We start from the raw sequence: 13,402 nt of genomic DNA on the forward strand, positions 1-13,402 counted from the left end.
GCGGGCATCGGCGGGATCAGAACGCGGAGCGGTCATCGTGCCGGTCCGCGGCCCACGCGGACGTGATCGGGCCGGTCAGGGCCGCGCGTGCGAACGAGACGAGGGGCGCGGATGCCGACCAGCCGCCGTTCGCGTGCGCCGTGAGGCCGAGCGGCTCCAGCAGCGCGGTGAACGAGGCGAGGGACCGCTGCGCCGCCATCGGGTCCGGGCGGTGCCGGGGCTCTCGTGTCGTCTGTGCGGAGCCGTGCTCGTCGACGCGGTCGTGCGTGTCGAAGCCGCCCAGCACCGATCGGCGCAGCCGCGGGCGGTGCCGGTCGTGCGTCCATGGCATCCATGCGCGGTCGGCGGCGATCGCCTCCTGCGCGTGCGCGATGCGCTGCCATCCGTCGTCTCCGATGCTGCCGTCGGCGATCGCGAGGCAGAGCAGGGCGTCATCCGTCGGGCTCGCCGCGGAATGCCGTCGCGTGAAGAGCGCGGCGGCCATCTCCGTCCACAGGTCGAGCGGCCGGTCGGCCGCGGCGGCGATCGGCCTGCGTGTCGCCAGCGCCCCGCGGAACGTGCGGACGAGGCCCAGAGCGCGCGCCGTCGCGAGCACGGCGGGCAGGTCGTCGGGGTCGGCGTCGACGGCATCCGCCCACGCCCGCAGCGACTCGGGCCCCAGCCGGCGGTCGACGACGGGGAGCGTACCCTCGACGGCGCGGCGGACGAGCCACGCGAACGGCGCCGTGAACCGCGCGACCTCGTCCTCGGCGAGAAGCGGGGGAACGTGCAGGCCCGCGGCCTGCACGTGGCGCCGCAGGCCGGCGCGTGCCGGCGGCGAGACCGCGTCGATCAGCCGCGCGAGCGGCGTCGTGACGACCGTCGCGGGCCGCGGCGATGCCCAGCGCTCGTCGAGGCGACGCTGGATGCCGTCGACGTCGCACGCACCGGCGTCGAACGAGGCCCATGGACCGGTCGCGCGATCGAGCACGTCACGGGCCGCGTCGTGATCCGGGTCGGAGGGGTCGTAGAGGGCGGCGAGGCAGACCGCGTAGTCGCGCACGCGGCCGAAGTCGAGCGGCGAGGGCCCGGTCGCGCCGATCAGCCGCACGGGCGCGGCACCGGCCGGGCCCGCCTCGTCGCCGACGGCGTCGATGCGGAACCACACCAGCTCGTCGTCGCCGTGCGGGTCGCCGCTGCGGTAGTGCAGGCGATCGACGCCGCGCAGCGCGGCCGCCACCGGCATCGTCGAGGCGTCGCGCACGTCGGGGTCGCGCAGGTCGATCATCGTCCAGCGGTCGCCCCAGCGTCGCGTCGCGGGGTCGCGGTACCCGTAGTGGGCGTGCCAGGCGTGCTGGTGGTCGAGCTCGTCGCGATCGTGCGGCAGCCCGTAGGGGAACGGATCGCGATCGCAGAAGACGTGGTGGGCCGTGCGGTCGCCGTGGAAGGCGATCTGGATGGCCTCGTGCAGATGAGTGAGGGTGAGGTCCTCGCGGATCGCGAGGCGGCGGGTCGTCGCGGGGGCGACGCCGCTGAGGGAGACGTCGAGGTGCAGGAGACGGGTGGGAGTCATGGCAGCGACGGTACGGAGACCGCGGCGGCCGCAGACGCCGTTTCGGGCGATCGGTGGACAGTTCGCGCAGATCGTGCGCTGGGGACGAGGAGTCGGAGGCGACAGGACGCAGGACGTCGCCGGGACACGACGCCGATCGCGCCGTGTCGGACGCGGGCGTTAGTGTCGTCGCATGCAGCCCCATCGGCTTTCGCGAGACGACGCCCGCCGCCTCGTCGTCCGCGCCCAGCTCCTCGACGCGGAGCGGCCGGGCGACGTCGTCGAGGTCGCCGAGCAGCTCGGCGCGATCAAGATCGACCCCACCGCGACGATCGCCCCCAGCGAGCAGACCATCCCGTGGAGCCGCATCGGCTGGTCGTACGAGCCCGGACAGCTGACCAAGGCCGTCGAGACCGACCGTCAGCTGTTCGAGCACGACGGCCAGTTCCATCCCGTGAGCATGCTCGCGCCGCTCGTCGCGACCCTGCGCGGGCGGCAGCTCCGCGCCGGCACCCAGGCGTGGCTCGACGCGAACGAGCGGTTCCGCGCCGACGTGTGCGCGCGGCTGCGCGCCGAGGGGCCGCTGCAGGCGTCCGCGATCCCCGACACGAGCCAGGTCCCGGCCGACAGCTCCTCGGGCTGGCACGGCACCAACCAGGTGCCGCGGATGCTCGAGGTGCTGTCCCGCATCGGCGAGGTCATGGTCGTCGGCCGCGTCGGCCGCCAGCGGGTGTGGGACGTCGCCGAGCGCGCCCTGCCCGCCGGCCTTCCCGTGCCTCCCCTCGACGAGGCGCAGCGGATGCTGGAGGAGCGGATGCTGCAGGGCGCGGGCCTCGCACGACGCCGCTCGCCGTGGACGCCGGTCGGCGACGCGGGCGAGCCCGCCGAGGTGGAGGGGAGCGCGTGGAAGTGGCGCGTCGACCCCGCCGCGCTGGCCGCGCTCGACGACGACCCGGGCGGGCGCGTCGGCATCCTCAACCCCTATGACCGCATGCTGTTCGACCGGCCCCGGCTGAAGGAGCTGTTCGGCTTCGACTACGTGCTCGAGCAGTTCAAGCCCAAGGCGCAGCGGGTCTACGGCGCGTTCGCGCATCCGATCCTCGTGGGCGATCGCTTTCTCGGCCTGCTCGACGCGGCGCTCGACAAGAAGAAGGAGACCCTCGTGGTGACGGCCGTGCACGAGCTCGTGCCGTTCGACGAGGACGAGACCGAGATGGTGCGGGCGGAGATCCGCGACCTCGCCGAGTGGCTCGGCGTGGGGCTCACGGGGGTGAGCTGAGCGGGATGACGGGATCGAGCCCGCGGACCGGTCCGCTCGCGGCCTGGCGGTTCACGGGAACCCTGCGGCACTACCAGGCCGACGTGCTCGATCGCGTGGACGTGCACGGCGATGCGCCGCTGCACATCGTCGCCCCGCCCGGATCGGGCAAGACTCTGCTGGGCCTGCTGCTCTCGATGCGCCGGGGAGGGCGCGCCGTCGTGCTGACTCCGACGGTCGCGATCCGCGCGCAGTGGGCCGACGCCGCGGCGGGCCTCGTTCCGGCGGCGGCCGGGGCGTCGCCGGCGGGGGTGTCGGCGGCCGGGGTGTCGCCGGCCGGGACGCCGCCCGCCGCGCCGGACGACGCGGGGTCGGACCGCGGCGTGCCGGATGACGCGAGGGCAGGCCGTGCGGTGCCGTCCGCCGTGCCCGCGGTGTCGCAGGACCCCGCCCGGCTCGGCGACGTCACGGTGCTCACGTACCAGGCGCTGAGCGTGCTCGACAGCGCGCAGCCGCTCGCCGAGCTGGCGGCACGGCGCTGGCTGGAGGAGCTCGTCGCCGACGGACGGGCGCCCGACGTGGCGGCCGTGTGGCTCGAGGGGCTGCAGAGGGGAAATCCGCGCGCGTTCCGCGACGGCATCGCCCGCCGGTCGCGCGCCCTGCGGCGCTCGCTCGTGCGCGAGGACCCGGCGGCGCTCGCCGCGTCGCTGCATCCGAACGCGCGGGCGCTCGTCGATCGCATCGTCCGGCACGACGTCGACACGATCGTGCTCGACGAGTGTCATCACCTGCTGGACCACTGGGCGCTCGTGGTCGCCGCCCTCGTGACGCGCCTGCGGGCCGAGGGGCGCAGGCCGCTCGTGATCGGCCTGACGGCCACGCTGCCGTCGCCCGACGACGCCGACGAGTACGACAACTACACGTCGCTGCTCGGCGACGTCGACTACGAGGTGCCGACGCCGGCCGTCGTGCGCGACGGCGCGCTCGCCCCCTACCGCGACCTCGTACGATTCGTGGTGCCGACGGCCGACGAGCTCGCCTTCCTGCGCGGGCACGCCGAGGCGCTGGATGCCACCGTGCGCGGCGTCTTCGCCGACCCGGGCGGCGTCGCCGCGCTCGTGGAGCGGCTGCAGCCGCCCGACGGGGCCCGCGACGTGCGCGAGGCGGGCTCCGGCACCGGCGAGGCGCTGCGGCCGCCGCCGAGCGGCGCGCCGTCGGGTGCCGGATCGCGGGGTGCTGCGCCGCTCGGTGCCGGTTCGCGAGGCACCGCCTGGCCGGATTCCGCGAGGGGAAGGGCCGCGCCGCCCGGGGTTGTTCCGCCGGATGTGGCTTCGCCCGGGGCCGTTCCGCCGGGTGCGGCTTCGCCCGGGGTCATCCCGCCGGACGCGGCCTCGTCGGACGTCATCCTGCCGGACGTCGCCGCATCCGGCACCGTCGCGTCCGATGTCGACGCGCGCCTCTCCCGCGCGTTCGCCGCCGACTTCGCGGCGGCCGAGGCCGCAGCCGCGATGCTCGCGACGGTCGCTCCGCGGCATCCGCTCGTCGAGGCGCTCCCGGCCGACGCGCGCCGGGAGCCGACGACCGACGAGGCGCTGCGCCTGCTGGCGCGGCACGCGCTCGACCGTCTGCTGCCGGACCCGGCCCGGGCGGCGCAGTGGGAACGCGTGCGGCGTACGCTCGCCGACTTCGGCTACGGGCTCACCGATCGCGGCGTGCGGCGCACGCGCGATCCGATCGACACGCTGCTGGCCTCGTCCCTCGCGAAGGACCATGCGGTGTGCAGCATCCTCGCGCTCGAACGGCAGCAGCTCGGCGACGAGCGCCTGCGCGCCCTCGTGGTGACCGACTTCGCGCGGCACGGCAACCGGCAGGGCGGCCTCGTGGGCGGTGCGGGCGCCCTGCGCACGTTCGATGTCGTCGTGACCGATCCGGGCACGTCGACGCTCGCGGCGGTGCTCGTCACCGGCTCGACCGTGCGCGTGCCGGCGTGGTGCGCCGATGCGCTGACCCGCGCCTTCGGCGACGTGCTCGGCGTGCCCGTCGCCGCGACGCCGCGCGCCGAACGACCGCAGGTGTGCGACCTGCTGGCGCCCGGTGCGAGCACGGGCGATCTCGTCGTCGCCGCCTCGGCGCTGCTCTCGCGTGGCGACCTGCAGGTCGTCGTCGGCACCCGCGGGCTCTTCGGCGAGGGATGGGACTGCCCCGCGGTGAACACGCTCGTCGACCTGACGGCCGTCGCGACGGCGTCTGCGGTGCAGCAGCTGCGCGGACGCACGCTGCGCCTCGATCCGGCGTGGCCCGGCAAGGTCGCGCACAACTGGACCGTGACGGGCCTGCTCCCTCCGGAGCTGGGGCTGCGCGCCGCGCCCGACGCGGCGCGGCTGCGCCGCAAGCACGAGCGACTGTGGGGCCTCGACCGTGACGACCCCTCGCTCGTCGTCCGCGGTCTGGGCATCGCGCTCGACACGGCGACGCGCGCCGATCTGGATGCCGTGGTGCGCGGCGACCCGCCGCCGGTCGCGCTCGGGCGGCTGCACGCCGACGTCCCGCCGCCTCGCGGGGAGACCGCGGAACAGTGGCGCGTGGGCTCCGACTACGACGACGCCGAGCAGGTCGTCGCGCTCGTCGAACGGCGGCGTCGCGAGCCGGTGTTCCGCACGACGCGCACCGAGTCGTTCGCCCTCGGCGCGACCCTCGGCGCCGGGGGCGTCACGGCGGCCGGCGCAGTCGCGCTCGCGATCGCGAGCGGCGGGGATCCGCTCGTGACCGGCCTCTGCGGCGCCGTCGCGCTCGCCGCGGGCGCCGTCTCCGCCCCGGTCGTCGTCGCGTGGCGCCGAGCGCGCGGGCAGGCGCGTCCCGACGTGCACGTGCGCATCGCCGAGGCGGTGTGGGCCGGCCTGCACGCGGCCGGGCGCGTCGCCGCCGCGGAGCCGCCCGGTATCGCGGTCGACGAGACACCCGCGCCGGACGGCGGGACGACGGTCACGGTGCGCTGCCCGGAAGCGCCGATGACCGACCAGCGCGCCCTCGTGAAGGCGCTCGCCGAACTGCACGGCCCGGTGCGCGTGCCGCGCTTCCTGCTCCAGACGGGCGCGCGGCGCGGCGGTGTGGTCGGCGCGGTGCTGCGGCTCGCGGCGGGCTCCGTGGCGCGGCGGGCGCACTTCCTGCCGGTGCCGACCGCGATCGGACGTCGCCGATCGGCGGCCGAGGCCTTCGCGCGCGTCTGGGAACGTCGCGTGGGCGCGTGCGTGCTGCACGAGCTGAACACGCCCGCGCAGCTGGCGCTCGTCGCCGAGGCCCGCCGTGGCACCGCGGCCCGCGCCTCGACGCGCGAGCAGTGGAGCTGAACGGCGACCTTTCGGGGACAGGATGCCGCCAGCGCTTGGCCGCTGGGTGCGGCCGACGGATGCGTCCCCGGATGCGCCCCCCGGGGCGTCCCCTGGGTGCGGCTGCCGACGGGGGCGGCCGCCGGCGGGTGATCGTTGGCAGAGACGGCTGCCTGTCAAGAATGCCGCGGCCGACACCGAGGGTGCTCATCGTCCACGCGAGGGTGCGTGTTGTCCTCGCGAGGGTGCCTGTTGTCTTCACGACGGTGCGTGTTGTCCTCGCGAGGGTGCTTGTTGTCTCCACGAGGGTGCCTGTTGTCTTCGCGAGGGTGCTTGTTGTCTCCACGAGGGTGCCTGCTGTCTTCACGACGGTGCTTGTTGTCTACCCGAGGGTGCTCGTTGTTTCGCCGAGGGTGCTATCGCTGCTACGACGAAACACGCTTGCTGGGGTGGCCGGCGCCCTCGCGTGGACAACTGGCACCCTCGCTGAGACAGTCGGCGCTTTCGCGGGATGGCGGGTACCTTCACGGGGGACGGCCAGCACCTTCGCGTAGTCAAGTGGCACCCCCGAGGGGACAACCAACACCCTCGCGAGGGTAGCTGGCACCCTCGCAGGAACAAGTGGCATCTTCGCGGCGGCAATGAGCACTTTCGCGGGGACAAGACAATCAGCATCCTCGAGGGGATAACTAGCACCCTCGTGGGGATAACTGGCACCCTCACAGGAACAAGTAGCACCTTCGCGGCGGCAATGAGCACCCTCGCGGGCACAACCAGCACCCTCGCGGGAAGAGCTGGCACCCTCGCGAGGACACGTGGCACCCTCGCGGGCTCGGTGCGGCGGCGAGGGCGAGGAAGGTGGGGTGAGGAAGGCGGGAGTGAGGAAGGTGGGGGAGGATCGAAGCATGAGTGCACCGGCATCCGTCGTCTCCCGTCCGTCGACCGCTGCGATCGTCGGCGCGTTCGTGCTCGACGTCGTGCTCGTCGTCGCGTTCGCCGCCGCGGGCCGGGCGAGCCATGACGAGGACGTGCTCGCGGGGCTCGCGCACACGTCCTGGCCGTTCCTCGCGGCGCTCGCCGTCGGCTGGCTCGTGCTGCGCGCGTGGCGTGCGCCCGCCGCGCCTGTGCGCACGGGCGTCGGCCTCTGGATCGTGACCGTCGCGGGCGGCATGCTGCTGCGTGTCGTGTCGGATCAGGGCACGGCGCTGCCGTTCGTGATCGTCGCGACGCTCACGCTGGGTGCTCTGCTCGTGGGCTGGCGACTCCTCGCGGCGCTCGTGACGCGACGGCGGCGCTGAGCCGCCTTTACTCGCTTACGCGGCGGCGCTGAGCCGCCCTCGCTCGCTTACGCGGCGGCGCTGAGCCGCCTTTACTCGCTTACGCGGCGGCGCTGAGCCGCCCTTGCTCGCTCACGTGGCGGCGCTGAGCGTCCGTCACTCGCTCACGCGGTGGCGCCGACTGCCGCCCTCGCTCGGTCGCTCGGCGGTGGGCGCTGACCCGCCGCTCGCACAAGCCCTCACCCGGCGCCGGGCGCTGATCACCCCTCACCCCTCACCCGGTGTCGGGGCCGACCGTCACCGGCATCCGGTGTCAGTCGCGCAGGAAGCGCTCGACCGCCGCGGCGACGACGCGCGGAAAGACGGTGAGCTGGTCGACGTCGACCCACTCGTCGATCGCGTGCAGGCCGCCGCCGGCGGGACCGCAGACGATCGTGGGCACGCCGGCGGCCTGCCACAGCGCCGACTCCATCCAGTACGGCGCGGCCAGCGGCGGCGGCGCATACCCTGACGCGGCCAGCCCGTCCGCCAGGAGCGCGGAGAGCTCCGCCGCGGGACCATCGGCGGGCAGCTGCCATGCGTCGCGCGCCACGATCAGCTCGGCCTCGGCACCGACGTGTGGGAACTCGGCGCGGACGTCGGCGAGCATCCCCTCGAGCTCACGCAGCCCGGTCCCGGCATCCTCGCCCGGCACGGTGCGCCGCTCGACGGAGACCTCCGCGCGGGCCGCGACCGTGAACGGCGCGGTGCCCGCGTGCGCGACGGTCGCCATGAGCGACCCGCGCAGACCCGTCGGGTGCGCGCGCCCGTCGCGCAGCCGCCCGTCGTGCTCGGCGACACGGGTGAGCAGCCGCGCCAGGGGCGTCATGACGTCGATGCCCTGCTCGGGCTGCGACGAGTGCGCGGCCCGTCCCGTGAGCACGACGCGGTGCAGGGCGTATCCGCGGTGCGACGCGGCGAGGCTCAGCCAGGTCGGCTCGGCGATGAGGCACGCGTCGGCGGTCAGCCCGCGGGCGCGCAGCCGATCGATGACGGCGAGGGCGCCGACGCTGGCATCCTCCTCGTCGGCGACGAGCGCCACGATCACCGTGCCGGCGTGCCCGCGCCGGGCGAGCTCCTCGGCCGCGACGACGAGGCCCGCGACGCCGCCCTTCATGTCGCTCGCACCCCGTCCGAGCAGGCGCCCGTCCTCGACGCGCGGTAAGAACGGATGCGGCATCCCCTCCACGCCGACCGTGTCGAGGTGTCCGTTGAGCACGACCGAGCGGCCCGGCCTCCCGCCCCCGTTCCCTCCGCTCCCGTGGCCCGCGTTCCCCTCGCCCGCGTGCACGGCGACGACGCTCACGCGCCGCGGGTCGTCCGGCGCCTCGACGAGCTCGACGTCGTATCCGGCGCGCCGCAGCCGTTCGGCGAGCAGCTCGGCGATCGCGCGCTCGCCCGCGTGCCCCGGCGCAAGGCTGGGGCTCACCGAGTCGACGGCGACGAGCTCGCACGTCAGGTCGACGACGGGGGACGGCTCCGGGGTCATACGAGCACCCTAGCCGCGTGCGCCCGCGCGGCTACACTCGTCGCGTGACGTCTCGTGAGCTCGCCGCCGGCGCCGTGCTGCGCCCCGCCCGTCCCGGCGACGAGCCGGGGATCCTCGCCTGCATCCGGGCGCTCGCCGTCTACGAGCGCGAGCCCGACGCGGTCGAGAACACGGAGCAGATGCTGACCGCCGCGCTCTTCGGCGACGACCCGCGTGCGTTCGCGCACGTCGTGGAGCGCGAGGGGCGCGTCGAGGGCATCGCGCTGTGGTTCCTCACCTACTCGACGTGGACGGGGAGGCACGGCATCTGGCTCGAGGACCTCTTCGTGTACGAGGAGCACCGGGGGCGCGGCTACGGGAAGGCGCTCATCTCCGCGCTCGCGGCGCTGTGCGTCGAGCGCGGCTACTCGCGCCTGGAATGGACGGTGCTCGACTGGAATGCGCCGTCGATCGCCTTCTACCGCTCGATCGGTGCGGCGCCGATGGACGAGTGGACGACGCAGCGGCTCACCGGGCCGGCGCTGGAGGCGCTCGCCCGCGCGTGAGGCGTGCCGCGTCGCCCGCCGCGGCGAGGCGTCATCGTGGCGCGTGCGGCTCATCGAGGCGGGCGAGCAGCTCGACCGCGGCGCGCGTGTAGCCGCTGATCCAGCGGTCGCTGATGCGCTTGATCGGCAGCGGGGCGAGGGAGAGGTGCCGCTCGCGGCCGACCCGGCGTCCCGTGACGAGCTCGGCGGCCTCCAGCACGCGCAGATGCTGCAGCACGGTCGTGCGGTCGATCTCGGGGACGAGCGCGCACAGCTCGCCCGTCGTGCGGGGCGCGTCGCGCAGCAGGTCCAGGAGGCGGCGGCGGACGGGGGATGCCAGGGCCTTGAACACCCGGTCGTCATCGTCGTCGACGGGTGTCTTGTCCCCGGCATCCATCATGTTGTAAAAATACAACATGACTGACGAGCTCACCGAACTGTCCTTCACCGTGTCGGGACGCGTCGCGCGCCCGGTCGCCGAGGTGTACGAGGCCGTCGCCGACCCCGAACAGCTCTCGCGCTACTTCACGACCGGCGGCGCGCGCGGCCGGCTCGACGGCGGCGACGACGTCAGCTGGGACTTCGCGGACTTTCCGGGGCGGTTCGACGTGCACGTGCTCGAGGCCGACCCGCCGCACCGCATCGTCATCCGCTGGGACGGGGACGCCGCGACGGCCGACGACGGCAAGACCACGACGACCTTCGAGTTCGAGGCGATCGACGACGGCCGCCGCACGCTCGTGACGATCACCGAGTCGTCGTGGCACGCGACCGCCCGGGGCGCGAAGAGCGCGTTCGGCAACTGCGAGGGCTGGACCGGCATGCTCGTGGCGCTGAAGGCGTGGGTCGAGCACGGCATCAACCTGCGCGAGGGCTTCTACCGGTGACGCGGCCGTCGCGCGCGGCAGGGGCGCCACGGCGGGGTCGTGCGCGAGGCGGGCCCGCGGGCCGGTGCACGTCATGGGCCGGTGCAGGTCACAGGGTAGTGTCGCGGGATGCGTGACATCCCGCCCAGCATGGATGCCGCGGTCGTCGCCGCGATCGACGAGCGCCTGGCCGGCGTCGAGGCGGCGCACGGCGTGCGCATCGCGTGGGCGATCGAGAGCGGCAGCCGTGCGTGGGGCTTCCCCTCGCCCGACAGCGACTACGACTGCCGGTTCGTCTACGTGCGGCCCAGGGAGCAGTACCTGTCGCTGTGGCCGGCGCGCGACGTCATCGAGACGCCGCTCGACGCCGTGTTCGACGTCAACGGCTGGGATCTGGCGAAGGCGATGCGCCTCATCGCCAAGGGCAACGCCACGGCCGTCGAGTGGCTGCGCGCGCCCATCGTCTACCGCGGCGATCTCGCCTTCCGCGACAGGCTGCTCGCCTTCGCTCACGACGTGGTCGAGCGCGGCGCCGTCGGGCGTCACTACCTGCACGTCGCCCGCCGGCAGAAGGCGGGGCCGCCGTCGCTCAAGCGCTTCTTCTACGTGCTGCGGCCCGCGGCGGCGCTGCGGTGGCTGCACGACCATCCCGCCGAGGCGCTGCCGCCCATGCACCTGCCGACGCTGCTCGCCGAGAGCACCGCGAGCGCGGAGGTGCGGGATGCCGTGCACGAGCTCATCGCGCTCAAGTCGGTGACGCGCGAGCTGGGCGACGCCGCCCCGCCCGCCGTGCTGCAGCGCTTCGTCGACGACGAGCTGGCGCGTGCCGAGGCGTTCGAGCTCGTCGCGCCCGCGCACGACCGCGCCGCCGTGCGGGCCCGCGCCGACGCCGCGTTCCGCGCCGAGATCGGCGCCTGAGCTCGGTGCCAAAGCTCGTCGCCTGAGCTCGGCGCACGCTGCAGCCTCACGCGCGGACCGGCGAAGAGCGTGCGATCCGGGAGATCCCGGGCACTGGTCGCCGTTTCGGCCAAGAGGTCGCCGAGACAAGCGACCGGCATGCGAGGCCGTGCGGATGATCCCGAGCGCGGGAGATGATCGAGGTCACCACCACCGTCACCGCCGTCATCGTCGATGTTCTTGGTACGCCGCGGTGCGTGCGGCGCAGTGCGTGCGTGCCGGCCGAGCGACGAGTTGTGCGGCAGTCGCCTATGCGTTGACGGTGCGCGGGAAGTGCGTGAAATCTCGTTCGATAATCTGATGCGGACTCGACGGGGGTGCTATGGCGTTCTTCGCCGCTTTTGTGTTTAGCGATATGAGTCCGGGCGGTCGTTATATAGGGAGGCGGCGGCCCGAGGGCGTCGTAGACGCCCGTGGCATGAGGATGTATGTCGAAAGGGGGCGGCGTGCATATGGAGTTCGACTTCGACCGCCACAGGCGCGGCGCGGTCGTCGAATCCATGACGGAGTGCAGGGATCTCTCGCGACCGGAGATATGGTCCGATATCGATCAGAGTGTCCATTCAGAAGTGAGCAAGGGCAGACTGTTCGGGCGTCATCTTGCAGAGCGGCCGCGCAGGATCTTGCACATACTCCGCGACCGTGAGGCCGTCGATGTCCATGAGATCTTCGAACTCATGGAGGCCGGTGGCCGCTTTCTGCAGTTGAGAGCGCGGCGGGCCGTCGATGAACTGGTCGCCTTGCGTTTTGCACAGCGGGAGGGCGGGCGCGTGCGTATCACGGTCCGCGGCCTCGGCGCCCTGCACGCCCACGGCGGCGAGCTTCCTTCCCGTGAACTGCTGTGCGCACTGCGAGACCGCGAGCGTCGTGAGAAGGACGGCGGGGCGTCGTTGCCGGTGTGAGGCCGACGGGCGCTTCGCCGATCCGGGGGCACGTTCAGGGGCAGGTCAGGGGTATGGGGAGGGTGGCATGGCCATTTCGTCGGCGCTCGGCGGGGGCACTTCTGGGGGCTTCGCACATGAGTTCTCACGCGCGATCGCGGCGCGGGGGGTCACGCTTGTGTGGCTGTCGCAGAAGCTCAAAGACCATGGGAACCCGGTGTCCGTGGCGGCGCTGAGCTATTGGAAGAACGGACGACGCGTCCCGGAGGGAGCGCAGTCTCTCGCGGCTGTCGAGGACTTGGAGCAGCTGTTGCAGCTCGAACGCGACACTCTGAGCCAATGGCTGCATCGATCGCGTCGCGTGGGCGCCATCGGGCAGCCTCGGTTGCCCATCGGCCGCCCAGAGTGGGCAGCGTCGATCGACGAGCTCGTCGCCGCGCTCGAGTGCGGTCCCTCGGGGCGAATCCGAGAGCGGGCCGCGCATCTGACGGCCGACGTGGGGCGAAACGGAAACGTCACACGCGTGACGACGCGGGCACTTGTTCAGTCGGTGTTCGGAACGGTGACCTCGTTCGCCGTCGCGAACATCCGCGACGATGTCATGTCCGTGCTTCCTGTTCCGATCGCTCGCGGAGGCGGGTCGATACCGCGGACCTTCTTGCATCCGAGCCGTCGGCTCTTCGGATTCGCATTCGAGTTCGAAGAGCCGCTGGCGCCGGGTGAGACGATGGCGATCGAGTATGCGCTGGACTTTCCGCCGGGATATCCGGCGTCGCGCTATGTCGGTCATGCAACGCGGCGTCAGCAGCGGGATTGCGTGGTCTGGGTGCGGTTCGCTCCGGACGCCATCCCGGACTGGATCGAAGAAGTCGAGATAGCCGATGAAGTGGAGAATGTCATATCGCGCTTCATGAAGGGCACCTCGATTCACGCGGATCGGAGTCCGCTTGCTCCGGGTCTGCTGGGCCTGCAATGGGGATACGCGGACCGATGAGGAGAGCCATCAGTATTTCCGGCGGATGATCGGCTTTCACACCGGGGAGGGTGAATATGGGCCAGCTTGCCAGGACAAACGCATGGGAGTCGCCGATCTTCATCGCGACCATCGAGTTGCACGACATCCTTGTGGCGGCGGGTGAATCGCCGGATGAGGTCGTGACGACTGGCACCAGTCGGATGTCGTTTCCCGGGATCGCCGTGATCGTCGCGCTATGACGGTGGGGCTCCCGGCATCCACCGGGAGCCCCACCGTCA

13 protein-coding genes are annotated in these 13,402 nt (G+C 73.1%); 10 read left to right on the top strand and 3 right to left on the bottom strand.

Annotation, left to right across the window (positions count from 1 at the left end; genetic code table 11):
- Positions 1 to 16: 16 nt before the first annotated feature.
- Positions 17 to 1,552: an IS1096 element passenger TnpR family protein gene (locus tag AOA12_RS05620; RefSeq protein WP_054681030.1), complete on the bottom strand. Its 1,536-nt coding sequence runs from the start codon at positions 1,550 to 1,552 to the stop codon at positions 17 to 19.
- 172 nt (positions 1,553 to 1,724) lie between these two features.
- On the opposite strand from AOA12_RS05620, the gene AOA12_RS05625 reads away from it, so the two are divergent.
- The 4 genes from AOA12_RS05625 to AOA12_RS05635 all read left to right on the top strand — a co-directional run bounded on the left by AOA12_RS05625 (position 1,725) and on the right by AOA12_RS05635 (position 7,413).
- Complete coding sequence (locus AOA12_RS05625) at positions 1,725 to 2,810, top strand: DNA glycosylase AlkZ-like family protein (RefSeq protein ID WP_054681031.1); 1,086 nt, start codon at positions 1,725 to 1,727, stop codon at positions 2,808 to 2,810.
- Positions 2,811 to 2,815: 5 nt separating this feature from the next.
- Positions 2,816 to 6,136, top strand: a complete 3,321-nt coding sequence (locus AOA12_RS05630; protein WP_054681032.1) for a hypothetical protein — start codon at positions 2,816 to 2,818, stop codon at positions 6,134 to 6,136.
- Between the two features lie 182 nt (positions 6,137 to 6,318).
- Positions 6,319 to 6,669, top strand: a complete 351-nt coding sequence (locus tag AOA12_RS22995) for a hypothetical protein (RefSeq protein WP_156366400.1) — start codon at positions 6,319 to 6,321, stop codon at positions 6,667 to 6,669.
- Positions 6,670 to 7,020: 351 nt separating this feature from the next.
- Entirely contained in the window at positions 7,021 to 7,413 is a 393-nt protein-coding gene (locus tag AOA12_RS05635; RefSeq protein ID WP_054681033.1) for a DUF3054 domain-containing protein, read from the top strand.
- Positions 7,414 to 7,705: 292 nt separating this feature from the next.
- On the opposite strand, the gene AOA12_RS05640 is transcribed toward AOA12_RS05635, so the two are convergent.
- The gene (locus AOA12_RS05640; protein WP_054681034.1) at positions 7,706 to 8,920 is read right to left on the bottom strand and encodes a M20/M25/M40 family metallo-hydrolase; all 1,215 of its coding nucleotides are present in this window, start codon (positions 8,918 to 8,920) and stop codon (positions 7,706 to 7,708) included.
- 44 nt (positions 8,921 to 8,964) lie between these two features.
- Here AOA12_RS05640 and AOA12_RS05645 point away from each other — a divergent pair, with 44 nt between their 5' ends.
- Entirely contained in the window at positions 8,965 to 9,465 is a 501-nt protein-coding gene (locus tag AOA12_RS05645; RefSeq protein WP_231637188.1) for a GNAT family N-acetyltransferase, read from the top strand.
- 31 nt (positions 9,466 to 9,496) lie between these two features.
- On the opposite strand, the gene AOA12_RS05650 is transcribed toward AOA12_RS05645, so the two are convergent.
- Positions 9,497 to 9,844: an ArsR/SmtB family transcription factor gene (locus AOA12_RS05650; RefSeq protein WP_197281060.1), complete on the bottom strand. Its 348-nt coding sequence runs from the start codon at positions 9,842 to 9,844 to the stop codon at positions 9,497 to 9,499.
- A gap of 16 nt (positions 9,845 to 9,860) precedes the next feature.
- On the opposite strand from AOA12_RS05650, the gene AOA12_RS05655 reads away from it, so the two are divergent.
- From AOA12_RS05655 to AOA12_RS23000, 5 genes are all read left to right on the top strand, one after another.
- On the top strand, positions 9,861 to 10,331 hold the full coding sequence (locus tag AOA12_RS05655; protein WP_054681036.1) for an SRPBCC domain-containing protein: 471 nt from the start codon (positions 9,861 to 9,863) through the stop codon (positions 10,329 to 10,331).
- A gap of 108 nt (positions 10,332 to 10,439) precedes the next feature.
- Complete coding sequence (locus tag AOA12_RS05660; RefSeq protein WP_054681037.1) at positions 10,440 to 11,228, top strand: nucleotidyltransferase domain-containing protein; 789 nt, start codon at positions 10,440 to 10,442, stop codon at positions 11,226 to 11,228.
- Between the two features lie 491 nt (positions 11,229 to 11,719).
- Positions 11,720 to 12,169 carry a hypothetical protein gene (locus AOA12_RS05665; protein WP_054681038.1) on the top strand — a complete coding sequence of 150 codons (450 nt, stop codon included), beginning with the start codon at positions 11,720 to 11,722 and terminating at the stop codon, positions 12,167 to 12,169.
- A 67-nt stretch (positions 12,170 to 12,236) separates the two neighbouring features.
- A complete protein-coding gene (locus AOA12_RS05670) occupies positions 12,237 to 13,142 on the top strand; it encodes a hypothetical protein (protein ID WP_054681039.1) in 906 nt (301 codons plus the stop codon).
- A 56-nt stretch (positions 13,143 to 13,198) separates the two neighbouring features.
- Positions 13,199 to 13,363, top strand: coding sequence for a hypothetical protein (locus AOA12_RS23000; RefSeq protein WP_156366401.1), 165 nt, complete (start codon positions 13,199 to 13,201; stop codon positions 13,361 to 13,363).
- The last annotated feature ends 39 nt before the right edge of the window (positions 13,364 to 13,402 follow it).

This window comes from Microbacterium sp. No. 7 (assembly GCF_001314225.1).
Lineage (GTDB): Bacteria > Actinomycetota > Actinomycetes > Actinomycetales > Microbacteriaceae > Microbacterium.